General features: G+C 61.9%; 21 protein-coding genes. 7 read left to right on the top strand and 14 right to left on the bottom strand.

Annotated features, from left to right (window positions below; all coding sequences use genetic code 11):
- Window positions 1–5: 5 nt before the first annotated feature.
- The 8 genes from RTCK_RS10115 to RTCK_RS10080 form a co-directional block, all read right to left on the bottom strand.
- On the bottom strand, window positions 6–911 hold the full coding sequence (locus tag RTCK_RS10115; protein WP_142592718.1) for a UTP--glucose-1-phosphate uridylyltransferase: 906 nt from the start codon (window positions 909–911) through the stop codon (window positions 6–8).
- Window positions 912–938: 27 nt separating this feature from the next.
- A complete protein-coding gene (locus tag RTCK_RS10110; protein WP_142592717.1) occupies window positions 939–1904 on the bottom strand; it encodes a glycosyltransferase family 2 protein in 966 nt (321 codons plus the stop codon).
- Entirely contained in the window at window positions 1901–2833 is a 933-nt protein-coding gene (locus RTCK_RS10105; protein ID WP_142592716.1) for a glycosyltransferase family 2 protein, read from the bottom strand. Before RTCK_RS10105 ends, RTCK_RS10110 begins: the two co-directional genes overlap by 4 nt.
- Window positions 2830–3828 (bottom strand): glycosyltransferase family 2 protein, encoded by a 999-nt coding sequence (locus RTCK_RS10100; RefSeq protein ID WP_185927984.1) that lies wholly within the window; start codon window positions 3826–3828, stop codon window positions 2830–2832. The genes RTCK_RS10105 and RTCK_RS10100 overlap by 4 nt, the downstream gene beginning before the upstream one ends.
- A gap of 8 nt (window positions 3829–3836) precedes the next feature.
- Window positions 3837–5030 carry a glycosyltransferase family protein gene (locus RTCK_RS10095; protein WP_185927983.1) on the bottom strand — a complete coding sequence of 398 codons (1194 nt, stop codon included), beginning with the start codon at window positions 5028–5030 and terminating at the stop codon, window positions 3837–3839.
- A 48-nt stretch (window positions 5031–5078) separates the two neighbouring features.
- Entirely contained in the window at window positions 5079–5873 is a 795-nt protein-coding gene (gene exoK, locus RTCK_RS10090) for an endo-1,3-1,4-beta-glycanase ExoK (RefSeq protein WP_142592715.1), read from the bottom strand.
- Between the two features lie 3 nt (window positions 5874–5876).
- Window positions 5877–7028 (bottom strand): acyltransferase family protein, encoded by a 1152-nt coding sequence (locus tag RTCK_RS10085; RefSeq protein ID WP_408004523.1) that lies wholly within the window; start codon window positions 7026–7028, stop codon window positions 5877–5879.
- A gap of 342 nt (window positions 7029–7370) precedes the next feature.
- Window positions 7371–8849, bottom strand: coding sequence for an oligosaccharide flippase family protein (locus RTCK_RS10080; protein ID WP_142592714.1), 1479 nt, complete (start codon window positions 8847–8849; stop codon window positions 7371–7373).
- 116 nt (window positions 8850–8965) lie between these two features.
- Here RTCK_RS10080 and RTCK_RS10075 point away from each other — a divergent pair, with 116 nt between their 5' ends.
- The gene (locus tag RTCK_RS10075) at window positions 8966–9934 is read left to right on the top strand and encodes a glycosyltransferase family A protein (RefSeq protein WP_142519511.1); all 969 of its coding nucleotides are present in this window, start codon (window positions 8966–8968) and stop codon (window positions 9932–9934) included.
- A 30-nt stretch (window positions 9935–9964) separates the two neighbouring features.
- Window positions 9965–10903, top strand: a complete 939-nt coding sequence (locus tag RTCK_RS10070) for a polysaccharide pyruvyl transferase family protein (RefSeq protein ID WP_142592713.1) — start codon at window positions 9965–9967, stop codon at window positions 10901–10903.
- Here RTCK_RS10070 and RTCK_RS10065 read toward each other — a convergent pair.
- Together RTCK_RS10065 and RTCK_RS10060 are read right to left on the bottom strand one after the other, a co-directional pair.
- Window positions 10894–11895, bottom strand: coding sequence for a glycosyltransferase family 2 protein (locus tag RTCK_RS10065; protein ID WP_142592712.1), 1002 nt, complete (start codon window positions 11893–11895; stop codon window positions 10894–10896). The genes RTCK_RS10070 and RTCK_RS10065 overlap by 10 nt on opposite strands.
- Window positions 11896–11962: 67 nt before the next feature.
- The gene (locus RTCK_RS10060) at window positions 11963–12250 is read right to left on the bottom strand and encodes an exopolysaccharide production repressor protein (RefSeq protein WP_142592711.1); all 288 of its coding nucleotides are present in this window, start codon (window positions 12248–12250) and stop codon (window positions 11963–11965) included.
- Window positions 12251–12944: 694 nt separating this feature from the next.
- Here RTCK_RS10060 and RTCK_RS10055 point away from each other — a divergent pair.
- The 4 genes from RTCK_RS10055 to RTCK_RS10040 all read left to right on the top strand — a co-directional run bounded on the left by RTCK_RS10055 (window position 12945) and on the right by RTCK_RS10040 (window position 17303).
- On the top strand, window positions 12945–13625 hold the full coding sequence (locus RTCK_RS10055) for a sugar transferase (protein ID WP_142592710.1): 681 nt from the start codon (window positions 12945–12947) through the stop codon (window positions 13623–13625).
- Window positions 13626–13713: 88 nt separating this feature from the next.
- Window positions 13714–14967 (top strand): polysaccharide biosynthesis/export family protein, encoded by a 1254-nt coding sequence (locus tag RTCK_RS10050; RefSeq protein ID WP_142592709.1) that lies wholly within the window; start codon window positions 13714–13716, stop codon window positions 14965–14967.
- A gap of 7 nt (window positions 14968–14974) precedes the next feature.
- The gene (locus RTCK_RS10045; RefSeq protein WP_142592708.1) at window positions 14975–16237 is read left to right on the top strand and encodes an O-antigen ligase family protein; all 1263 of its coding nucleotides are present in this window, start codon (window positions 14975–14977) and stop codon (window positions 16235–16237) included.
- 52 nt (window positions 16238–16289) lie between these two features.
- Window positions 16290–17303, top strand: a complete 1014-nt coding sequence (locus RTCK_RS10040; protein ID WP_142592707.1) for an acyltransferase family protein — start codon at window positions 16290–16292, stop codon at window positions 17301–17303.
- On the opposite strand, the gene RTCK_RS10035 is transcribed toward RTCK_RS10040, so the two are convergent.
- Window positions 17284–18927 (bottom strand): GMC oxidoreductase, encoded by a 1644-nt coding sequence (locus RTCK_RS10035; RefSeq protein WP_142592706.1) that lies wholly within the window; start codon window positions 18925–18927, stop codon window positions 17284–17286. The two genes, RTCK_RS10040 and RTCK_RS10035, sit on opposite strands and share 20 nt — an antisense overlap.
- 385 nt (window positions 18928–19312) lie before the next feature.
- Here RTCK_RS10035 and RTCK_RS10030 point away from each other — a divergent pair, with 385 nt between their 5' ends.
- Window positions 19313–19966, top strand: a complete 654-nt coding sequence (locus RTCK_RS10030; RefSeq protein WP_142519502.1) for a TerC family protein — start codon at window positions 19313–19315, stop codon at window positions 19964–19966.
- Window positions 19967–20073: 107 nt separating this feature from the next.
- On the opposite strand, the gene RTCK_RS10025 is transcribed toward RTCK_RS10030, so the two are convergent.
- From RTCK_RS10025 to RTCK_RS10015, 3 genes are all read right to left on the bottom strand, one after another.
- Window positions 20074–20607: a 2,4'-dihydroxyacetophenone dioxygenase family protein gene (locus RTCK_RS10025; protein ID WP_142519501.1), complete on the bottom strand. Its 534-nt coding sequence runs from the start codon at window positions 20605–20607 to the stop codon at window positions 20074–20076.
- A gap of 29 nt (window positions 20608–20636) precedes the next feature.
- Complete coding sequence (locus RTCK_RS10020) at window positions 20637–21395, bottom strand: SDR family NAD(P)-dependent oxidoreductase (protein WP_142592705.1); 759 nt, start codon at window positions 21393–21395, stop codon at window positions 20637–20639.
- Between the two features lie 78 nt (window positions 21396–21473).
- On the bottom strand, window positions 21474–22925 hold the full coding sequence (locus tag RTCK_RS10015) for an aldehyde dehydrogenase (protein ID WP_142592704.1): 1452 nt from the start codon (window positions 22923–22925) through the stop codon (window positions 21474–21476).
- Window positions 22926–22928: the final 3 nt, after the last annotated feature.

Genomic DNA, 22928 nt, shown 5'->3' with positions numbered 1-22928 from the left:
TCTACTCAGGCCGCCTTCATTTGACGGTTGCGGTCGTTCACCAGTTCCTGGATCGAGAGGGCGAGTTCATCCCCCATATCCGACCTCAACAGGGCGAAGGCGACATTCGCTTCGATGAAACCACGCTTGCTGCCGCAATCGAAGGTACGACCGGCATAGCGATGAGCGTGGAACGGCTGAATTCTTGCCAGCCGCTGCATGCTGTCGGTCAACTGGATCTCGTTTCCGGCACCGCGCTCCTGCGAGGCTAGAAGCTCGAAAATCTCCGGCTGCAGGATATACCGTCCGTTCAGGTAGTAATTGGACGGCGCGACAGCCGGATCGGGTTTTTCGACCATGTCAGTCACCTCGAAACCGTGCTCGACCTGTCTGCCGACACCGACGATGCCGTAGCTGGAGGTTTCCTGCGGCACGCATTCCTCGACCGCGATCACGTTGCCGCCGACCTCGTGATAGAGATCCATGAGGCCGGCCATGCAGCCTTGCGAGCCAAAGGAGACCATGTCGGGAAGCAGGAGCGCGAAGGGCTCGTCGCCGACGAGTTCGCGGGCGCACCATACGGCGTGGCCGAGACCGAGAGGAACCTGCTGGCGCGTATAGCTGACGGTCCCGGCGACCGGCAGCATCTTTTCCAGCTGTGCGACCTGGGCTGTCTTGCCGGAGCGCGTGAGGGAGGAGACCAGTTCGGGCGTGCTGTCGAAGTAATCCTCGATCGCGGTCTTGTTGCGGCTGGTCACAAAGATGATGTTCTCGATACCCGCCTGCATGGCCTCGTCCACGGCATACTGCACCACCGGTCGATCGACAATCGTCAGCATCTCCTTGGGCATAGCCTTCGTGGCGGGAAGGAAGCGGGTTCCGTTTCCTGCAACCGGTATCACTGCCTTGCGGACTGGCTTGCTGTGCTTCATGATTTGGTCCTTTCTGGAGGGCTTGTCCTATCCGATTGGATTGACGCCGACCGCTCCCATGAGCCGGCGCATGCGAACGGCGATCGGCATCCTCAGGTGCCTGACGGCACGCGGGTTGCGGATCGCAGCTTTGAGAAACCCGCCAGGAGACCTTTTCTTGATCTCCTCGACGAGGGTGAGGAAAGACCGCGCCTCCACCAGGCTGCGCGTTCTGCGGCTCTGCGCGGCCTGCGCGGAGAGGGGGAGCTTGAAACGCGCCAGAAAAGCCTCGTCGGCCAGAAGCATCGAATCCAGATGATGCCGTTCAAGCACGCGGGAGATGGAACCCTCCCTCAGATGATAGACATAGCCTGCGGAGGGCTCGATGACACAGCGGGCGCCGCAGGCGAGAGCCGACGCCATGAGAACATAGTCCTCGCCGATACGAAGCGTTTCGTCGAACCACAGATCATGCCGAAGCAGGAAGTCCCGTCGGAAGACCGGTTTCATGTAGCCGTAGTTAAACGTACTCCGGAAAATGACGTTGGAATCTATGTAGTCGGCAAGTGTCAGTTCACCGGCCTGGCGAAGTTCCGCCTCGCCGAACATCCTTTGCGGCGCTCCACCCGTCATCGGAACGACGTCGAGGTTGTCGACCACCACCTGCGCACCGGCTCCCGCCGCACGTTCCGTCATCCTGCGCAACCGGGCAGGCATTATCTCATCGTCGGAGTCGAGAATCGCCACCCATTTCCCTTGCGCCGCCAGCAAGCCGGCGTTGCGGGCCCTTCCCGGTCCGCCGTTCCGCAATTGTCTCAGCAACCGGACCCGAGGATCGGAAAAGCTGTGGGCAATGGCGGCGGTGCCGTCCGTGGAGCAGTCGTCCACCACGATGACTTCCACCGAAACATCCTCCTGCGCCAGGGCGCTGTCGATCGCCCTGGCAAGCGTCTCCTCCGTATTGTAGGCGGCGATGACGACACTGACATCGATCTCGTTTTCCCGGCCCATCATGCTTCCACCAATCCGTACTGCCGGATCTCCCGGACACCCAAGAGCCCGCTGACCGCCCCGGCGTGCAAAGCCGCGCGCAGGGCGAAGCGGTTACGGCCGACCGGCGAAAAGGCCGTCGCCAGAGATGCGGCGCAACAGTAGCCGAGCTTTGCCGAAGCGAGAGCGGCCTGCAGGAAACGCGCCGTCCCCTGATGCCGGCCGGCGAGGATGCGGCCGTGCGTCTGGCCGGAGCGGAAGCGCCGCTTGAGAAGCCAGCCGAAACTCGCCCGGTTTTCCGGGACAGGCTCTTCCAGGATCGCATCCGGTGCGAAGTCGATCCGGCCGCCAGCCTCGGTCATCGCGCTGAAGAACGCGGTATCCTCTCCGCCGCTTTGTCCGAGAGCGAGATCGAAGCGCCGACCTGCGATATGGGGCGAACGCATGTCGAGGATGACGTTGCAGGTGTAACCGGTGCGGATAAAAGCACCCACCCAAACCGGCCGAGTAGAGTGGAAATCTCCTCGGCGCAGCCACTGGGCGCAATCGTCTCCATAGACGGCCCGCACCGGGCCGAGGACCGCATCGGCACCGGTTTCGCAAACCTTCCGATACAGCTCCGACAACCAGGACGGAGAGGCGACCTCGTCGTCGTCAATGAAAGCCAGGAAGTCACCGGTGCTTTCGGCGAGGCAGGCATTGCGGGCGATGGAGATATTCGATCTCGGGCAATGCACATAGGTGATCGGATGAGGCGACAGCTCTCGGAGTTCGTCCACCAGGGGCTTGGCGCTGGGCTGCCCGTCATTGTCCGCAACGAGCAGACGGATGGTGGTGCCTGGCGGAACGGCAAGCGCGAACAGCGAGATGAGCGTCTCGCGCAATTCCGGCCGGCGGAACGTGCAGATCCCGATGTCAATGGATGTCAGGGCTTGGGTGCTGATTGCGTTCATGACCCGACCTTCCCCATTCTCGAGCGAAGAAGCTCCAGCCAGAAGCCTGCCGACCAGGCGAAATGCATGATCATCGCCGAGACGGCTGCGAGCGGTGCGTGGGGGTTTTTCTGAGCCACCGCCAGCCACATGCCGTAGCCGAGGCAGAGGCTCGCCCAGAGTACAAAGGGGACCGCCGCGACCCAGTGGAGCAGAGCCAGGAACAGTCCGAGGAAGGCGGGAACGACCGCCAGCGGAAGCGCCTGGCGTATTTTCGGAAGCGCGCGATGCTTGAGCAGGTTTCGGGCCCGCCCCCGCCCGTATCCAAGATACTGGCGGAACAATGCCGGCAGCGTCGAGCGGGGATAGTAGATCATGAAGGTCCTGCCGGTCATCCAGATCCGGAAGCCTGCCTCCCGCAGCCGGTGATCGAGTTCGGCATCCTCGTTGTGGCTGAAGCTTTCGTCATATCCACCCACGGCCCGAAAGGCGGCGAGACGCATCAAGGCATGATGGCCGTGATCCACCCACTCGCCACCACCGCCGTCCCTGTGCCTCGATCCGCCATTGCCGAGTTTCGAGTTCTGCGCCACGGCAGCGGCCTTCTGGAGAGCACCGAATCCGATCGTCTTCATGCCGACCACCACCGAGTCGGCACCCATGCTCTCCGCCTCCTCCAGAAGCACCCGGCAGAAGTCGTCGGGATAACCGCCATGGGCATCGATACGGATCAGGTATTCGCACCCGTCACCGAAACGCTCTACCACCAAGTTTATTCCCGGCGCCTGCAGGCGCTTCGGATTGTCGAGGAGCGCGATGCCCCCAAGCTCCGGCATCAGTCGCTTGACGATCTCGGGCGTGCCGTCGGTGCTTCCTCCGTCCGCGACGACGATGATGGTGTTCGTTTCTCTCCGACCTGCAGCAAGCTGTCGGAGAAGCCGTTCGATGTTGGCCGCCTCGTTGAGGCATGGAATGACGATCAGTGTCTTCATCCGGGATGCAGCCGATGTTGTCATGACGTCCCTCACGAACGAACCGAGGAAATGCTGGCAGGCGGCATCTGGATAGCCGGGATGGCCGTCAGCCCCGCAAGCCGGGTGACCAGCGCGCTGCAGTCATCGGCATTCGCCAGCCACATGGAACGGGGCGTGTTGCCGATTTCATCGAACAGCCTCCGGTAGCGGTCCGCATCCATCGCCTCGAACTGCCGAACCAGTTCCTGCGGATCGGCCTTCTCCAGCGTCAATCCAAGATTGCGCCGGTCCAGGACACGGCCCGTTTCCGTCGAACTGAGGGCGATCGGGACCGCTCCGAAAAGCGACCCTTCATAGAGCCGGTTCGGCAGCAGCCAGTTCGAGTTCAGCCCCTCTTCGAAGAAGTCGATCGCCCACACGAACTGGACATCGTCATAGACCGCAGCAAGGTCTTCAGGATTTCGGTACGCGCCGTGGAATTTCATGTAGGGCGACTGCCGGACCAGGGCATTGAAGTCGTCGAACTCACCATACGCAGGACGCCCCCGCAGCACGATCTGCACCCTGCCCTTCATCTGCTCCGCAAACTCGGTCAGGATGGCCAGCGACTTGCGGCAGCGGATGGCGCCGAACCAGCCGATCCTCCAGGGTTCTCCGACATTGGGCATGCGGGCTCGCGGCCGGATTGTGCGGAATTCGCCCGAAAGATCGAGAACCTTGTTCTCGACGAGCATCGTCGGGAGCTTCAACCGCGACAGCCTCCGGAAATAATTCTCCACAAAGGCCGGCGAACTGGTCAGCAGGAGTGACGCATGCCGTCCGAAGAAGCCTTCGGCGCGCCGAAAGAGTGCTCCTCCCAACCTGCTATCCAGAAGCAGACGATGGACGTCCAGGCATTCATAGACCACCGGAATCCGCGGCCCATGCAGGGCAGAGGCCCGTGCCGCGAGCGCCAGCATCTCCAGGTTTCGAGCGACAATGATATCGGGGACCGGCAAACCAGCCAGACTGGACTTCAGCTGCAAGGCCGCGGACATGACCGCAGAAACACGCTGTGCGAAGCGCGCATCGGCCGTGCGCCCGAGCACCACCGTCGGCACGTCGGCCTCGCCGGCAAGCACGTTTCCGGCACGTTGGAACCCGGCCACCGACACCCGCGCGCCGCCCTGCTTCAGCATCAGCACGCGTCGACGGATAGCGGCATCCGCCAGATCATGCGCCAGATAGAGGATTTGCAGCGTCATCCGTCTCAGCCTCCGCCGTGATGAGGTGAATGCGACCCGGCGCTCCGATCAGTCGAGAGCACAGAGCACCGATTCCGGAAAACGGCACTCTTCCCCCAGTGCCGTGAAAGCAATGCGTTCAACGCTCATGCTGGACGGCCGCACATAGGAGAACGGTCCCATCCAGTTCTGCAGCCTGTCCGACCCCCAGAGGCTGAGGAAGATCTTCTGGGCATTCGAAGGGATCTTCGATTCATCCGTGACTTCGTGAACGAGCTCGCCGTTGACGAAGTATCGGAGGCGGTCCTTTTCCCAGATGAAGGCATAGTCGTTGAACGATTTGTCGGCTCCACCGGCAACCGGCACCAGCTTCTCGTTTCCGCCTTTTCCGGCGACATACTGGTTGAGCTGGACCTCGTCGGTGTTCTTGCCGAGAACCTCGAAGTCGATCTCGTCATGCGGCTTCTTGTCGACCGGGCCGATGTAGCTGAAGAAGGCGGAGTTCAGGCCGGAGCCCGTGGCCGCCTTCATGCGCACTTCATAGGTGCCGTAGCCATAGCGGGCGCGTGTCTGGATCTCGCCGCAGGCGTAGTCGCGCTCGCCCGTCCTGGTGTCGGTGAAGTGCAGCTCGAGGACACCGCCTTGTAGAGCCACCTGTTTCTTCGACCATGTGCAATTCTGGTGGGCTCCGTTGTTCCAGCCGTCCGAAACGAACCAGAACTTGGTGTCGAGCCGATCGAATTCCTCGACGAAGGATGTTCCCTTGGCGCCTTCCTGTGCACCGGCGCCCGAGGGTGACGCAACGAGGAGGGCAAACGCAGGGAGCGCCAGCCTGATCCCGATATTGTTCCTGTGCTTGTGCATGGATTACCTCCGCTGTTGGCCGATCACGGCGCCCTGCGGCACCGGGGCGGCTTGCGACGCGGCAGGAACACCTGCCGGCTGGATGCTGGGTTTTGTTCCACGGCTACCGGTCAGCATCCGGTAGAGGCCAGGCGTGCGACTGGCGGCGACGCGGTTCGAGATGGCGAGAACCGTAAATGTCACGAGAACGGCTCCGATATAAAAATACGGATAAAGAGCGGGATCTCCGCCCGCGCGGTTCCAGATCATCCACAGCACCACGAGCACGGGATAATGGCCGCAGAAGATCCAGAAGCTGAGGCTTCCGGTTGCAGCGAGCTTCTGGCCCGCCCTGGTGCGGATCAGCAGGGCGGACAGCAGCCAGAAGCCGACCGCGCCCACGATCGAAAGCGTGTTGCGGGCAAGGTCGAGCCAGAAGGGGAAATCCGGACCGTATCGGTAGAGGCCGATCGAAAGAACCGCAGCAGCGGCAAGAGTGAGACCGAGCCCGGCTACTGCATGCCGATCAAGGGCCTTGGCATCGATCCGGTGGAGAGCGAGGCAGGCACCGAACGTGAAGCTGAAGAGGATCGACTTCTTGAGAACGATGCCGATCGTCACGTCGGGAATGACGGCGATCGCGAACAGCAGGCCGCATGTCAGCTTCGGTGAGCGCTGAACCAGCAGCGCCAGGATCGGCGACAGCAGGATGCAGACCAGCAGGTCGCGCAGGAAGTAGAGCGGCAGGTTGACCGGGAACCCTTCCAGCGCAAAGCCCAAGCTGAGGACTTCCCTGGTGGGAGCCTGCCAAAGATCCGGAAAGTAACCGATGCCGATACCGAACCGCTGGACAAGGAGCACCAGGGCGAAGAGGCCGAGGTTCCACAGAAGGAAAGGCGCCAGCACCGTTCTGAGCTTCGAAGAGACGACTTTCCGGTAGTCGAACCCCGTCAAGCCGCGCTGGAACAAGAGGTAGCCCGAAATCGCGCTGAGGCAAGGCACGCCGATCCGGAAGAAACTGTCGCCCAGGAAAACCCTGAGCCAGTCGAACAGTCCGTTGGCCCCATTGAACGGGCTCGTCTGCTGATCGTAGGGCACGTGCACGAAGACGATGCCCGCAATCAGCAAGATGCGCATCAGGTTGATGCGGGAGGATATGTTCTGATCGACCGCCAAACGAGTCACCCTTGTTTGGGCGGCGCCTCCCCTCGCCACCGTTTCAATCAGAGCAGACGTGAGCCCGCGCCGGAGAAACATCCCGTCCGGATGGGAACAAAATGTGGCGGCGCAGCAAAAAAGCACCCCGGACCTTGGTCCCATAGGGCAGTTTTGTCGCAATGCAGCATCCGCCCGGCAGGATCAGAACCGAGGAAATATAGGGTCAAGCGTGCCTTCGGCTGCGGGGCCTGCGTCCTTGCCGGCTGGCCTGAAAAGATCCCGGCGAGCCTCCATCTGGTCCGTTCGATCGGACCGACAAGCGGGATCGGCGGTCAAATGTGTCCGAAGGAAGGCGCGTGTTCAGGCCGGCTCTTCAATCGCCGCGGCGTTGCGGGCTCTCACCAACTCGACCAGTTTCCTCAAAAGGGCACGCTCAGTCAGGAAAAGAAGCACAGCGTATATCAGGCCCCCGGCGAAAGCTCCCACCAGCAGTTCCGCGTAGGGATTTGCGAGGCGGCCCTCCAGGAGAGCGAGCAGGGTTCGCACGCAGAGCGCCATCACCAGGGCCGTCAGCATCGACCTGCTGCTGGTCAGCAGACCCTGCATGAAGGGGATGTTGTCGACCCTGAACACGGCCCAGGAATAGCCGACCAGCGTCACCGCGTTTACCATGCAGAGGCCGGCGAGCGCAGCCGGCAGACCGCCCCATATGGACCCCGCAGCTATGGCTGCCGTCGTGGCGATCGCCCGCAAACCGGCAGACCATAGGAGAACCCGGCCATGCCCGGTGCCCTTGAGATAGGGGATGAACGTGCTGCACGGCGTGACGATCGCCTTGGACAGCGCAAGGAGGCCCAGAACCGGCCATGCCCATGCCCAGTCCCTGCCGAAAATCACCAGCATTGCCGGCTCCGCTACCGCCCACAGGCCGAACATGGCCGGGGCCAGCAGCACGGTCGTCACCTGCGTGCTGAGCATCAGCGCGTCCGAACGGCGTTTCCGGTCATCCCCCATCAGGCTGAAAGCGGGAAACAGGACACCCATGACCGCCGACAGGACCACCTGATTCGGAATGCTTGCGAAACGGTTGGCGACCGAATAGGCGCCCGCATCCGCGAGACCCAGCAAGCGGGCAATCACGATCATCGGCGACTGGAAGGTCACGAAGTTGGCGATCTCCGAACCCATCACTCCCGAACTGAAGGCAAAGAGCGGCCGCAGCTTTCGCGGCTTCACTACCGGGCGAGGCAGGTATCCCGACGACAGATGGAGGCCGAACAGGCGGATCAGGGCAGCGGCGAAAAGCTGCACGACGAGCGCCCACACCCCAAATCCGAGATAGGCGAGCGCGACCGCGGCCACTGCGGCAAGCGTTTCGGACACGGTGCTCCACATCGCGTCCTTGCTGAAGTTCATCCGCTTGGCCAGAAGACAATAGGCGAGGTCCCCCGAAAGCTGGATGGGGATCAGGAAAGCCATGACCCGCAGCAGTCCGGCGCTGTCCGGGGCGCCCAGGAGGGCAGCCAGCGGTGCGGCCCAGACGTAGATGCCTGCGGACATCAGCAGTGCCATGGCGAGGTTGACCCAGAAGACGCTGTGGACCGTCTCGGAATCTTCTCCCGGCTCGACAATCAGTGCCGAGGTCAGTCCGGCGCCCCCGATCATCGTCAGGAACTGCACGATCGTCAGCGCCACGGCGACGGAACCGAATTCGCTCGGACTGAGCAGCCGCGCCAAAATCGGCACGGTGACAAACTTCAGCCCGAATGTGGCGGTCTTTGCCAAGACGCTCCAGCCGACGTTCGCCGTGACAGTCTTCACACCGTGGATTGGAGCCATAGATGAGTTCCTGTTTCTGGAGGGGACTGCAAGAACCGCGGCATTGGATTGCCGCATTCACAGCCTGACGAAAAGCCGATGGCTTCCATCATTGTTTTAAGAGCAGGGGCGAAATGATGGCGACATTCACCGTGGTGATCCCATTCTTCCAAAAGGAGCCCGGCATTCTTCGCCGGGCGCTGCAGTCCGTATTCGATCAGACCTGGCAGGATTTCGATATCCTGGTGGTCGACGACCAGTCTCCTCTGTCGGCCGAGGAGGAGCTTTCATCGCTCGACGATGACCAGAAGTCACGGATCGCGGTCATCCGGCAAACCAATCTCGGCCCCGGCGGCGCCCGCAATACCGGCCTCGACAACGTCCCCTCCTCCACGCGCTATGTGGCCTTCCTGGATTCCGATGACCAGTGGCTGCCGGATCACCTTCGGAATGCCCACGACGTGCTGACGCGCTTTGGCGGGGACTGCTACTGGGCTTCGATGCAGGCCAGCAAGGAGTTCTACTACCATTTCGGGATGGCAGAACTCATGGCAGCGGAAGGGGGTACAGCGCTTCAGGAGGAGCCGCTGGTTCTGGAAATGCCGGATCTTGCGAGCGTGATGCTGAAGAACTGGAGCTTCCTCCACCTCACTTGCATGGTCATTGCCCGCAACATCTTCGAGACGATCCGGTTCGAACCCTCCCTGCGACTTGCGGCGGAAGACGTGCTCTTTTTCTGCGACTGCATTCTCGCCGCCCGGCGCCCCCTGCTTTGTGATGCCCCCGGCGCGATGCGCGGCATGGGACTGAACATTTTCCACAGCATCGACAACCAGTCCCCGCAATTCCTGCGCCAGCAGTTCAATACATGGGTGGCCCTCGACACGCTGGAGGAGCGTTTCTCGAGACGTCCCGGGGATATCGAATCCATCACCTCCTATAAAAACACAGCGCGGCGGCAGGCGTTGTGGAGCCAGGCAGGCCGCCTTCGCCGCGGGAAGGCACCGGAACTAGGACTGCTGGTCCGCTGGATCAGACGGGATCCGGCCTTGCTCAGGACGGCGATCGAACTGGGGACCCGCAAGCTCGCAAACGCCAGGCAATAGCCGCCATCCGGCATCATTCTGGAGAACGACATGAAGCCGTACTACTGGGAATCGCATCACGGCAATTTCGGCGACGATCTCAATCTCTGGCTCTGGGATTTCCTGCTGCCGGGTTTCCGTGAGGTTCACGATGAGACGCTGCTGGTGGGCGTGGGTACCGTACTCAATCCAACCCTGTTGCCGGTCGGCATCCGCAAGCTCGTAGTGGGAAGCGGTTACGGATATGGGGCGGCTCCCGACATCCGCGACGCACGCGAATGGGACGTCCGCTGCGTTCGCGGTCCGAAGACCGCCGAGCGGCTCGGTCTTCCAGCCGAGAAGGCTATCGTGGACCCGGCCGTCATGATTGCCGAAATGCCGGAGTTCCAGAACCTGCCGAAGCTTCACAGGAAGACCTTCATCCCCCATTGGGAATCGGCCGAATTCGGCATGTGGCAAGCGGTATGCGAACCGGCAGGCCTTAGTTATCTCGATCCCCGCGGCGAAGCGAAATCGGTTATCAAGGCGATTGCGCAGTCAGAACTGATCGTCGCAGAATCCATGCATGGCGCGATCCTCGCCGATGCATTCCGCGTTCCCTGGATCGCTGTGAGCACGTCGCGGTCGATCAATGATTTCAAGTGGACCGACTGGGCGACGAGCGTCGGCGTCAGCTATCGGCCGCGTTTCGTTCCGGTTTCCACCCGCGCGGAAGCCGTGGCAAAAAGCTCCCGCTTCTGGGGTGTCCAGTTCCGCAAGGAGGACAGGATCGGAGAAGGAACGGAGGCGCAGGGCGAATTGCTTTCCCGGCAGAAGAAGACGCAGCGCGGTTTGCGCGGGGTCGCCAAGCAGTTCCTGGCGGCGCCCTCCGTGCTGGCTCTGTGGCAGGCAAGCCGGGCCGAGCCCCAACTCAGCCCCGAAGGGGCGCTGGAGGCTCTTCGGGAGCGCTTTCACGGGACCTTGGAGGCAATCCGCCGCGACTATTTCTGAGGAACCGGAACCCCGGGCATGAGGTATCGAATCGCGGCGCTCGATGGTGTCTCGGGTTCTGCTCTCTTGCGGATCGCGCCGATCTTGTCGCGAAGGACACCGTTAAGGACGGCCGGTATTGCCCCGGGCGACGCCAGCAGATGACGTATGGCCGCGGCCTTGCCGGCCTTGGCCTTCCTATCGAGAAATGCCCGGAGTTCGTAGCGGTCACGGATATGCTTCTCGTGCCTTGCCAATGCCGCGTCTATCTCGGGCGGCAAGGTCTGGGCCCGGATGGCGCTGTCCGCCTTCCACAGCCGGCGCAGATCCTCGGTCCGATGCTGGCCGCTCAGGGAATCGGCTCGCACGACCGCCGCATAGCCGCAGTGCTCTATGATCGTGTAGCGCGCACCCCTCAGAAGCGCTCGAAGGTAGAAATCGTAATCCTCGCCCAACCGCAGGGACTCGTCGTACCGGAGATCATGCGCTTCCAGGAAACTGCGTCGCATCACGGGCTTCAAGAAGCCAATCTCCCCCCGGCGCACGCCGGGCTGCGAAATATTGCCTTCGATGAAGTGCAGGGCGGACAATCGCCGTGCCCTGGGCAGGAACGGCTGCGGCTCGACCGCGCCGCTGGCGTCGGTCGTGAAGACGATGTTGTCGGCTATAAAATCCCAATCCTGTTGCTGCAGCATCGGATCGAACCTGCCTTCGATGAAGAAGTCGTCCGCATCCAGGATCGCGATGAGCGGCGAGGACGACAGCTTTATGGCGTAGTTGCGAGCCGCCGCCGGACCCCGGTTCTCGGAGAAGGAAATTACGTTGAGGCGCCCGCTCCCGTCATCCGCACAGCGGGCCACATCTGCGGTCTCGTCCGTCGATCCGTCGTCGACGACGATGACCTCGGCGACGGCGGGCTCCCGCAGTGCGGACCGGACGGCAGTTGCGATTGTCGTCGCAGCGTTCTTGGCGGCTATGATTACGCAGATCGCGTCCATCTGGTCGATCCTCATCTTCAGCAGTCATCCCTGGTGCCGAAGATATAGCTAGGAAGATGTCCAGGATATGGAACCGGGAAATTCAGCCGTCGGTGATCTTGAGATTGGTTGCGGCGGCATCGGCGGGCACGTCTGCGTTCCGCGTGGCCCGGCCCCGCAGATGCTGTGCAGGATCGGAAGCGCTCTCGCGCGACGCCTTCTCCCGGCGGACAAGATAAAGGACGCCGATGAAATAGCCGATTTGCAGGATGATGGCACAGGCCAAGGTCTGGACAAGGGCGATCACGAGAGAACCGGTCATCAGGTAGGAGGCGGCTGCGAAGACGAGCAGCACGCACATCATGCTCACGAAGACCTTGGGTGCATACATGATCCGTCCTCCCGGATACGTCCTTTCCAGATGTCGGTCCCTTGGCTCCTCTCCAATCGATCGAAGCATATTGAGCTAGACACGAACGTTCAAGTTGTCTGGGCGTGATTCTACAACAGGCTTCGTGAAATAACCGTAACCTGGCGGGGCTTTCGTCGCCGAGGCAGGGACTTGTCTCCGATATAGAACATAGTGTCGCCAAAAATCGCCGATTGAGCCGCCCGGTTTTCGGCCAGAACCATGCTCCTCCAAATTATCATCGATCAATTTTTGTTACGCGTTTGGCCATCCTCAGGGCTCTTCTGCCGCACTGCAACAACGTATTGCACTGCAAAAAACATGGGACCTAGGTCCCATAGCCAAGAAATGATTCCAGAGGCCTCGATGCAATGACACTGCATTGCCCGAAATCTGAATTTGAGACATTCAAATACAACTGTAATCAATGTCTAAAATCCGAAGACAAACATGGGAAACATTGAAGTAAAAAATCAAGAAATACTCAAATTTCAGGAATGAAATCGATTAATTTAAAAACTTCTAATAAGATAATTTTTTCCTTCCCGGCCGCCTCATCCTGCCGCATCGACAAAAAATCCCTGGCATCAAATTCCGAACACAGACTTATTATCCCATTGCCACGCACGACGCGCCGCACAGGCACCGACATCGCAACATAAATGGAGCTATCTCTATGAAGTCAGCGACACGTTCGGCTGGATCGCCGTTCATGACAACCGAAGAGGTCCCGCTCGCATTTCCGCTGGGCGGGCTCGCCAAGCGTGGCTTCGACATCAGCGCCGCCGCATTGGCCCTGATAGTCTTCAGCCCGATCTTCCTGATGATCATGGCTCTCGTGAAGTTTTCCGATGGCGGCAGTGTCTTCTATGGGCACCGGCGGGTGGGCCACAATGGCCGCTATTTCCATTGCCTGAAGTTCCGCACCATGGTGGTGAACGGCGAGGAGGTCCTGAGAAAGCACCTGCAGGCGAACCCGCAGGCCGCCGAGGAGTGGCGGGCGACACGCAAGCTTCGCTCTGATCCGCGGGTGACCGCGGTGGGCACGGTGCTGCGCAAGCTCAGCCTCGACGAACTGCCGCAACTGATCAACATCCTGCGGGGAGACATGAGCGTGGTAGGGCCTCGTCCCGTGGTCGACGAGGAGCTCGGCATCTACGACAGCCACGCCGTCTACTACCTTCGCACCCGGCCCGGTCTCACCGGACTGTGGCAGATCAGCGGACGCAACGATGTGTCCTACGAAACGCGGATCGCCTTCGATACCCATTACGTGCAGAACTGGTCCCTGATCCAGGACCTCATCATCATCGCGAAGACCATTCCGGCAGTCTGCCTGTCGCGCGGCAGCTATTGATTCTGCCGCCGACCAGTATCGGACGCGCGTGGAACGAGAGCTGCGGCCTTTGTCCGCGACCTTCCATGAAAAGTTAAGGAAACCCATCATGCGACACCCTGCCTTCAAAACAGGGCATATGCCGTTCATTCTGGCCCTGCTGACAACGCTCCTGTGGGGCGGAGCCTCCGCCATGGCGCAGGATGCCGGCTATCGTCTCGGCGTCATGGACAGGCTGAAGGTGCGGGTCGCGGAATGGCAACCGGCCGACGGAACCGTCCGCAGTTGGGACGTCGTCGCCGGCGACTACGCAGTCGGTCCGGACGGATCCATTTCCCTCCCCTTCATCGGCCAGATGGAGGTATCGGGCAAAACGACGGCAGAGGTCGCAACCGAGATCGCCCGTGAGCTGCAGAGCAAGTTCGCCCTGCGGACGGAGCCGTCCGCTTCGGTCGAGATCGCCCAGTTCCGGCCAATCTTTCTCACGGGCGATGTGAACACACCCGGCGAGTTCCCCTATGCGCCCAATCTGACGGTCCTGAAGGCGGTGAGCTTGGCTGGAGGGCTCCGCCGGGCGGAGGCGGGGCAGCGCTTCGCGCGCGACTTCATCAACGCGCGAGGCGATGCCGCGGTTTACGGCAGCGAACGCAGCCGTTTGATTGCCCGCCGCGCGAGGCTTCTCGCCGAGGTAGAGGGAGCCGATACGATCAAGATCCCGCAGGAACTCGAGAATATCCCCAACTCCGCCGAGTTGATCGCCAGCGAGACCGCGCTGATGAAGTCCCGCCGCCAGCGGTATGAACTCCAGCTCAAGGCGCTTGCCGATCTTCGTGCGCTCCTGGAAAGCGAAGTCCAATCGCTCAACCAGAAGGCGGCCACCCAGAAGGAACAGTTGGAACTCGCCCAGAAGGATCGGGAACGCATCAGCCGCCTGAGCGAACAGGGGCTGGCGACAAGCCAGCGTCGTCTGTCGATCGAGGAGCGCACCGCCGATGTGGAATCCACCCTGCTCGACATCGACACGGCCGCCCTCAGGGCCAAGCAGGATATCAGCAAGGCCCTTCAGGACGAGATCAACCTGAGGAACGACTGGGAGGCGCAACGCAGCAAGGAACTCCAGGATACGGAAGCCGAGCTGGAGAAACTGGAGCTGCAACTGACCACCAGCCGGGAATTGATGTCCGAGGCATTGGCGCAGTCCGCGGAAGCCCTTCGGTTCGATGCCAGCGGCAAGGCCGCATCGATCAAATACGTGATCGTTCGCGACGAAGGTGACGGCACAAAGGAGATTTCTGCGGACGAAACCACGCCCTTGCGGCCCGGCGATGTGGTCAAGGTCACGTCGGAACTGCTGCTGCAATGAGGCTTTGATGCGGGTCGCGAAAACCCTCCTGATCGATCCCGAACACAACCAGCTCTACGGCGTCGTCGCGATTGCGCTGTCCTTCTTCGTCTTCGCCTACTCCTCACGGTTCGGGCAGGTGTCGATCCTGGCCTATTACGGTGTCTGGCTGCCTCTGATCCTGGTCGACTACCGGCGGGTGCTGGGAAACTATTTCCGGTATGGCTGGATCTTCGCTTTCGCGCTTTTCTGCTTCCTGTCCGCCTTCTGGTCACAGGCACCGGCCATATCGCTGCGCGCAGCGGTGCAATATCTCACCCACGTGGCATGCGCGTTGATCGCCATGCGGGTGCTGAGCACGGCAACGCTCTCGCGGGGCGCGGTCGTCGGCTGCGCATTCGTCCTGCTCTACTCCATGCTGTTCGGCAGCTATCACTACGATGCGCTCGACGGGACCTACAGCTTCGTCGGGGCCTTTTCGTCGAAGAACCAACTTGGTTTCTATGCCTCCCTCGCGGTGCTTTTCTCCTATGCGACGGCCATCGTCTTTCGCACCCGGCTCGGCTGGCTGCTCGCATGCGCCGCAACAGGCCTCCTGTCCTTCTATGCGCTGCTGGCTTCGCAATCGGCGACTTCGATCATCACCACGCTCGGCGTACTGGCCGCGTCGCTCGTGATGCAGGCCACTTTGTTCCTGGCTCCGCGCGCCCGCGTCTTCCTGTTCGCTGCCGGCATCGTACTGGCTGTCGGCGGAGGAGCCGTTGCCCTGCAGTTCGGCGCGCTGGACGCGCTGCTTGGCGTCTTCGGCAAGGACTCCACCCTTACCGGACGCACCTATCTCTGGCAGCAGGGCGTCATCGCCGCCGCGCACTCTCCCTGGATCGGCGTCGGCTACTACGGATATTGGGTGCCCGGCTTTGCCGAGGCGGAACGCCTGTGGCAGGATTTCTTCATCACCTCCCGCAGCGGCTTCCATTTCCACAACACCTTCATCGAAGCCATGGTCGAGACAGGAACTGCCGGTGCCCTGCTCCTGGCTGTCCTGCTTTTCCGTCCGTTTTCGGGCCATGTGGCACGTTTCATGCGTACGGCTTCCAGCCCGCAGTCTCTCGTGCTTGCAGCCCTCTCGTTCCTGCTTGTCATCCGCTCCTTCGTCGAAATCGACATCATGCATCCCTACCACATAGGCTCCTTCCTGCTCTATTTCGCCGCCGGGAAGCTGACGCTGACGCACAGGCAGTCGCTGGTTCACTCCCAGCCTCGCCGGCGTTACGCGCTCAGCCCGAACTGATGCTGGCGATGACCAGGAGACGGAGGAGTGCAGCCCGACGGAGTGAAGGACGATGAGGACCCTTTACGGAATACAGTACCTCCGGGCCTTCGCTGCGGTGGCAGTGGTCATATTCCACGCCGCGGAACGGAACGGCCTGCACTTCGCCATAGGCGCGGCTGGTGTGGATGTCTTCTTCGTCGTCAGCGGCTTCATCATGATGGCGATCAGCGAGCGGCGCACCATGAGGCCGGCCGCCTTCATGCGGGACAGGCTGCTGCGCATCGCTCCCAGCTACTGGATCGTTACCGGCATAATGATCTTCGGCGCCCTCATCGGGTTGTTCCCGAACCTTCAGTTGGAGTTCTGGCATGTCGTCGGATCATTTCTGTTCGTTCCTGTACCGTCGCCGAACGGAGGTTACCTATGGCCCGTCCTGGTGCAGGGATGGACGCTGAACTACGAAATGTTCTTCTACCTGCTGTTCGCGGCTTCTCTTTTCCTGAGACCCCGCCTTCGGCTGCCGGCCCTTCTGGCGGTGCTGGGGACAGCCGTGATGGCCGGTACTCTGCAGCCTACCGGAAATCCGCAGACACGCTTCTATGCCGAGCCTCTCGTTCTGGAATTCGCCGCAGGTGCTCTTTTTTCTAAGTTGTGGACGAGGGGCTACGTGCCCCCGCCGACCGTCGGATCAGCGCTCGTCGGAATGTCCATCGCGGGCTTCGCCGCCATTCATTTCCTCAAGTTGGAATTCGATGCCCTGACCTGCGGGCCGCTGGCGGCGGCATTGGTGGCGGGCGTCCTCTCCATCGAGAGCGGAGGCCGGTTGCCGCGGATGCCGGTCGCGAACTATCTCGGCGACGCCTCCTATTCCATCTATCTCTGGCACACACTGGCTATCTCCGTCGCCGTCAAGGCGGGCGCCGTGGCCGGCATGCCGGCCTTGGCGATCGCTGCTGTCGGGGTCATCGCAGGCATCCTCATCGGAGTGGTGGCCTATGAGTGTGTTGAGAAACCCCTTCAGAGTCTCGTGAAGGGGCGGCTTTCGATCTTGTGGCGCAAACAGGTCAGGCGGGCAGTTCCTTAGCGGGCAAGCCCGCTTCCCGCCCTTCGGACGTCAGGACCGACGCCAACCGCTCTCCCAGGCGCAGCGCCAGGGCGACCGCCGGCAGGGTGGGGTTGGCGTGCCCGCCGGTAGAAAACACGCCGGCGCCCGCGGCATGAAGGTTTTCCAGATCATGAACCCGGCAATGCTGGTCGACCACGCCATCTCCGGGATCCCGCGACATCCGGATATGCCCGATCTGGTGATAGCCGTCGACGGCCTGGTTTAACACCGCCTTCTTGCGCATTGCCGGCTCAGGATGAAGATATTCCAGCCATCCCGCATTCCTGTGACGCAGCCAGGCATCGAGTATCTCATGGGAGCGCAGCACGGAGGCCACGTCCTCCTCGGTTACGCGGTAGTCCACCGAAAGCATGTCTTCGTCCGCGCCACCGGGGATCGTGACCCGACTTTCGGGGTTGGGCATCTGCTCGGCATGATATCGTAGAAGATAGCGGCCAGCGGGGTTCTCCAGCGCGGAATCGGCCGATCGGTAGAGCCGGTAAAGCGAGCGGAAGAACGCGCTGAACGACGTTCCCCCAACGCCTATGTTGCGCAGATGCCTACGCATTTCACCAGAGCTTTCACCGTGCGATCGCGGCGCCAGGCCCCGGGAGAGAAAACGGTAGGTACCGGAGGCGACAAGCAGCAGATAGAGCAGGGAAAGCGTCCCGGAGCCATGGGAAGGGTCGGATATGGACATCGGATCGAGCCAAAAAACGGCGTTCAGAAGCCGGTCCTGCATCTGGCGCTGCGGTGAAACCTGCAGTCGGCGCCGGTGCCGCCCCCCCTGCTCGTCGGAACGGAAGGACAGGGTCTGCAGGAGAGCCTTGTCGTTCAAGTGAGCAACCGCGATGTAACCTGTCAGGTGACCCTGATAGTAGCGTCCGAGAGGTCCTTCCGGACCGCCGAGCTTCTGCGGATGCTGCTTCTGCAGCGAGAGAAGCATCCGCGCTGTCTCCAGGCCGCCCGCGGCAAGTACGAACTGCTTTGCCCGCAGCGTCCTGGAGCGGCCGGCATGCTTGACGTGCAAGCTTTCCACGTCTCGTCCTCCCGGACCGAGATTGATGTCGTGGACGACCGCCTTGGTGACCACGGTTATGAGGTCAGACCGCCTGAGCCTGTCCTCGTAGACACGTCCCAGCGCAGGGCTCTTGCTCCACCACTCCACGGCATCCGTGATGATGTCTTCGCCCTCCTCCGGGACGTTGCGGGCGAAGGTGGGGGAACTGCACTGGAGAAACACGGCTGCCTCGCCGTAGTACTTGCTCATCTCGGAATGGGGGATTGGCCAGCCGGGTGAGGTGACGTGATTCCGTGGCTGGAAGTCCAGATCGTCGTAGGGAACGCAGCGTCCGCCCCACAGCGCGGACGTTCCGCCCAGGCCGCGGTGGCTCGCATCGCCGGGCGAGGCATGATTGCGATTGACGAAGCCGGTGGCAGCGGGATCGGGCGCATCCCTTCCATCCGTCGGCCCGGCTTCCAGAAGAAGAACGGTTCTGCCGAGCGCCTCCAGCTTGAAGGCCAGGGAGAGCCCCACTGGACCCGCCCCGACTATGCAGACATCGGCACTGGGGAGCGGTACTAGGGCCTCGGATACGATCATCTATCTCAGATCTCGGCAAACTATCGGTCAGGGCGCATATATGTCGGAACCTATCAGTTTCAGCCTTGAATGAAGCATCCGACGACCGCAAGCGTACAGACCGCCTGAGAGGCCTTTTCTTTCGTGCCTGCCGCTACAGGTTATCTCCAGCCCCTGCGGATGGAGAAGGGCTTGAGTTTCAACATTGATGAAGATAGGTGTGGCGTCACCAGGCCGGGCCCCTCTGGCAGCCAGTCGGCTGCGATGTCGGACTGGAAAGATTCCACGAAGGTGCCCGGCAGTGATCAGATAACGCCGTACAGGATTGGCTCTCCCTCGATCTGCAGGGGGAAGATTTGTCTTGACGCCGTCGCCGGGGCATCCACTCAAAAGGATAGGGTGCAAAATGGGTGAACTACTAACGCAGGAGGCTTTGACCGCCTTCCTGCAGGTCATCATGATCGACCTCGTACTGGCCGGCGACAATGCCATCGTCATCGGCCTGGCCGCAGCGGGTCTGCCGAAGGAGCAGCGTAACAAGGCCATCCTGATCGGCATCATCGCGGCAACCGTGCTCAGGATCGTTTTCGCTGCTGCGACAACCCAGTTGCTGCAGATCGTCGGTCTGCTTCTCGCCGGTGGTATCCTGCTTCTGTGGGTCTGCTGGAAAATGTGGCGCGAGCTGCGGACGTCTCACGCCGAGGAAACCGACGCGGCGGAAGCACTCCAGGATCAGGATCTCAACGCGGACGGGACAGTCGCGGGGACGGTGCCCCGGAAGACCTTCGGTCAGGCCGCGTGGCAAATCGTGGTCGCCGACGTCTCCATGTCGCTCGACAACGTTCTGGCAGTGGCCGGGGCCGCCCGTGAGCACCCGACCGTCCTGATCTTCGGCCTGGCGCTGTCGATCGCGCTGATGGGTCTCGCGGCAACCTTCATAGCCCGCCTCCTGCACCGCTATCACTGGATTGCCTATGTCGGCCTTGCCGTCATCCTGTACGTCGCCCTGGAAATGATCTGGCGCGGCTACCAGGAAGTCTCGCCCTTTATCGGCCTATGATCTTCGTTCCGGGCGCGTCCACGACGCGCCCGAACGGTCTCCTACCTGCATTTCAGAGGGATAGGGCGTAAGCGCCATTCTTGGACGCCGAGGCCGGAGCAGTTTATTCAGCGGAACAGCTTCTCGACATAGTCGCGGCCAAGGCCCACCTTTTCATAATGGTCGCGACACAGCGCGATGTAGTTGTGCACGTCGAAGAACCCGTTCGGCTCGCCCTGCTCGTCCAGCCAGATCAGCGGTCCCTTTACCTGGAAGAACACCTTCATCGGCTGCTCGTGCTCGTAAGCGACCAGCGTATGCCCCTCACCGGGCGTCTCGTAGACGAAGTCGCCGGCGGTGGCCGTCCACTCATGCTCCAGATATCCCCACTTGCCGGAGATCGTGTAGGCAAAGACTTCGTGAGGATGATAGTGGCGGTTCACGAGTCCGGCTTTCTTCGCCATCAGGATATCGCACCACTTGTTCTGGGTCGGCGAAATCCAGAGCGGCCGCGAAGACACCGTCTCCGTGAACGGCACATAGTATCTCTCGTCCTCGGTCGGAGCATTCTGCAGGTAGACCTCCGGCAGCGCGTCCGGCTGGAACACCTTGGTGATCGGCTGCAGGTCCTTCCAGAATTCGGTGGTTGCAAGTTCAGGCATTGCGGTTCTCCTCGTTGGATGCGGATTGGCTAGATGCTCATCCCGCCGTCGACCATCAGCGTCGTGCCGGTCACGAAGCTCGACTGATCGGAGGCGAGATAGAGTACGGATCGGGCCACCTCCTCAGCGGTTCCGTGGCGCCGGAGCGGAATCATCTCGTTGAAGAACTGCGTACCGTCGGCGCCGATCGCCTCGCCCAGACCCTGTTCGACGGCGAGTTGGAAGCCGTTTTCGATCGGACCGGGATGGATGGTGTTGACCCGGATGTTCCGTGGCGCGAGCTCCTTTGCCAGGCAACGCATCAGCCCCACCTGCGCATGCTTGGCGGTGATATAGCCATAGACGCCCGCATCGCCGCGCATGCCGGCAACCGACGAGGTGATGACAATGGAACCGCCGTCACGCATTTTGGGTACGGCGCTCTTGGCCGCGAGGAAGGCGCCGCGGATATGCACCGCCAGAACCTGCTCGAACACGTCGAGGGGATAGTCTGCGATCGGCGCAACGGTCCCGAAATTTCCTGCATTCGAAAATAGTATATCGACAGGGCCGAACCGTTCCACGGTTTGCTCAACGTAACGCTCGGCATCAGTCGAGCAGGCTACATCGGCGGCGATCAGTTCGATCCGATCCGACGGCAGGTCCGCCGCTGCTTCTTCGAGCGAAACCTCGGATATATCGACTAGCACGACACGTGCACCTTGCTCGAGAAACAGCCGCGCCGTCGCAAGTCCCAGACTGCCTGCACCGCCGGTGATGATACAGGTCTTGCCTTCCAGCGCTGGCATCCATCCTCCTGATATATCTCGGGGCCGCCGTCCGGCGGCGAAGCGACGGACAGCGGCAACGGGCTTTCGTAGGAAATATCAGATCGGATAGTGGATATGGCCGTCCTGAACGGTGATCCACCGCAGTTCCGTGAATTCGGCGATGCCCGCCTTGCCCCCAAAGCGGCCGTAACCGGATTCCTTGACGCCGCCGAACGGCATCTGCGCCTCATCATGCACGGTTGGCCCGTTGACGTGGCAGATGCCCGACTCGATCCGGCGGGCAACGCTCATCGCGCGGTTGATGTCACGGCCGAACACGGCCGCAGACAATCCATATTCCGTGTCGTTGGCGATCCGTACCGCTTCGTCGATCGAGCCCACGCGCACCACCGATGCGACAGGCCCGAAGCTCTCCTCGCCGTAGATGCGCATGGCAGGCGTCACCCGGTCCAGGAGCGTCGCATCCATCAGGGTCCCGTCGACACCGCCGCCGGCAGCAAGGACGGCCCCCTTGGAAACCGCGTCCTTGACCAGCGCCTCGACCCGCTGCGCTGCCCGCAGATCGACCAGAGAACCGAGGGGAGAATCGCTGCGGCGGGGGTCGCCCGCCTTCAGCGTGCGCACCTTCGCCGCCATTGCTTCCACGAATTCGTCCGCGATCTTGTCATCGACCACGAGCCGCTCCGTCGACATGCATATCTGCCCCTGGTTCATATAGGCCCCGAACGCTGCTGCTGCGACGGCCTCATCGATATCCGCATCGTCCAGGACCACGAACGGCGCCTTGCCGCCGAGCTCGAGCAGGGCTGGCTTCAGATGCCGGGCGGCGGTTTCGGCAATGATCCGGCCAACGCGGGTCGAGCCGGTGAAATTGATCCGGCGCACCGCCGGATGGGCGATCAGGGCTTCGACGATCACTCCGGCATCTTCCGGTGCGTTGGAGATCGCGTTCAAGACTCCTTCCGGCAGTCCGGCCTCATGAAGCGCATCGACGATCAGGCGATGCGTGTGCGGGCAGATTTCCGACGTCTTCATGACGACCGTGTTGCCGCAGGCGAGCGGCATGGCGATGGACCGGACACCGAGGATGACCGGCGCGTTCCACGGCGCCATAGACAAGACGACGCCGGTCGGCTGGCGAACGGCCATCGCCAGGCTGCCGGGCCGGTTGGAAGGAATGACCTCCCCCGTGATCTGCGTCGTCATCGCGGCGGCTTCCCGCAGCATGTCGGCAGCCAGCCCGACGTTGAACATGGCCCATCCGGCAGTGGCGCCGGTTTCCGCCGCCATGGCGGCGACGAATTCCTGAGCCTTCTCCTGCAGGCGGTCGGCGGCGGCATTGAGAAGCTTGCGGCGCTGGCCGGGGCTCGTAGCGGCCCAGGCAGGGAATGCCTTGGCCGCGGCATTGGCGGCGCGACGCGCGTCCTCGACAGAGGCCGCAGCGACGGTGGAAGCCACTTCGCCAGAAATCGGGTTCATTCGCTCGAAGCGGCGCCCATCCGTCGCGTCCATCTCTACGTTGTCGATCTTCAGACCCAGGATGCTCATAGG

It is taken from the genome of Pseudorhizobium endolithicum, assembly GCF_902153245.2.
Lineage (GTDB): Bacteria > Pseudomonadota > Alphaproteobacteria > Rhizobiales > Rhizobiaceae > Neorhizobium > Neorhizobium endolithicum.
This window is presented reverse-complemented; position numbering and strand designations above follow the sequence as displayed.

Coding starts and splice junctions, on each gene's coding strand:
- RTCK_RS10115 (WP_142592718.1), bottom strand. CDS start 911: ATGAAGCACAGCAAGCCAGTCCGCAAGGCAGTGATACCGGTTGCAGGA.
- RTCK_RS10110 (WP_142592717.1), bottom strand. CDS start 1,904: ATGATGGGCCGGGAAAACGAGATCGATGTCAGTGTCGTCATCGCCGCC.
- RTCK_RS10105 (WP_142592716.1), bottom strand. CDS start 2,833: ATGAACGCAATCAGCACCCAAGCCCTGACATCCATTGACATCGGGATC.
- RTCK_RS10100 (WP_185927984.1), bottom strand. CDS start 3,828: ATGACAACATCGGCTGCATCCCGGATGAAGACACTGATCGTCATTCCA.
- RTCK_RS10095 (WP_185927983.1), bottom strand. CDS start 5,030: ATGACGCTGCAAATCCTCTATCTGGCGCATGATCTGGCGGATGCCGCT.
- exoK (WP_142592715.1), bottom strand. CDS start 5,873: ATGCACAAGCACAGGAACAATATCGGGATCAGGCTGGCGCTCCCTGCG.
- RTCK_RS10080 (WP_142592714.1), bottom strand. CDS start 8,849: ATGGCTCCAATCCACGGTGTGAAGACTGTCACGGCGAACGTCGGCTGG.
- RTCK_RS10075 (WP_142519511.1), top strand. CDS start 8,966: ATGGCGACATTCACCGTGGTGATCCCATTCTTCCAAAAGGAGCCCGGC.
- RTCK_RS10070 (WP_142592713.1), top strand. CDS start 9,965: ATGAAGCCGTACTACTGGGAATCGCATCACGGCAATTTCGGCGACGAT.
- RTCK_RS10065 (WP_142592712.1), bottom strand. CDS start 11,895: ATGAGGATCGACCAGATGGACGCGATCTGCGTAATCATAGCCGCCAAG.
- RTCK_RS10060 (WP_142592711.1), bottom strand. CDS start 12,250: ATGTATGCACCCAAGGTCTTCGTGAGCATGATGTGCGTGCTGCTCGTC.
- RTCK_RS10055 (WP_142592710.1), top strand. CDS start 12,945: ATGAAGTCAGCGACACGTTCGGCTGGATCGCCGTTCATGACAACCGAA.
- RTCK_RS10050 (WP_142592709.1), top strand. CDS start 13,714: ATGCGACACCCTGCCTTCAAAACAGGGCATATGCCGTTCATTCTGGCC.
- RTCK_RS10045 (WP_142592708.1), top strand. CDS start 14,975: ATGCGGGTCGCGAAAACCCTCCTGATCGATCCCGAACACAACCAGCTC.
- RTCK_RS10040 (WP_142592707.1), top strand. CDS start 16,290: ATGAGGACCCTTTACGGAATACAGTACCTCCGGGCCTTCGCTGCGGTG.
- RTCK_RS10035 (WP_142592706.1), bottom strand. CDS start 18,927: ATGATCGTATCCGAGGCCCTAGTACCGCTCCCCAGTGCCGATGTCTGC.
- RTCK_RS10030 (WP_142519502.1), top strand. CDS start 19,313: ATGGGTGAACTACTAACGCAGGAGGCTTTGACCGCCTTCCTGCAGGTC.
- RTCK_RS10025 (WP_142519501.1), bottom strand. CDS start 20,607: ATGCCTGAACTTGCAACCACCGAATTCTGGAAGGACCTGCAGCCGATC.
- RTCK_RS10020 (WP_142592705.1), bottom strand. CDS start 21,395: ATGCCAGCGCTGGAAGGCAAGACCTGTATCATCACCGGCGGTGCAGGC.
- RTCK_RS10015 (WP_142592704.1), bottom strand. CDS start 22,925: ATGAGCATCCTGGGTCTGAAGATCGACAACGTAGAGATGGACGCGACG.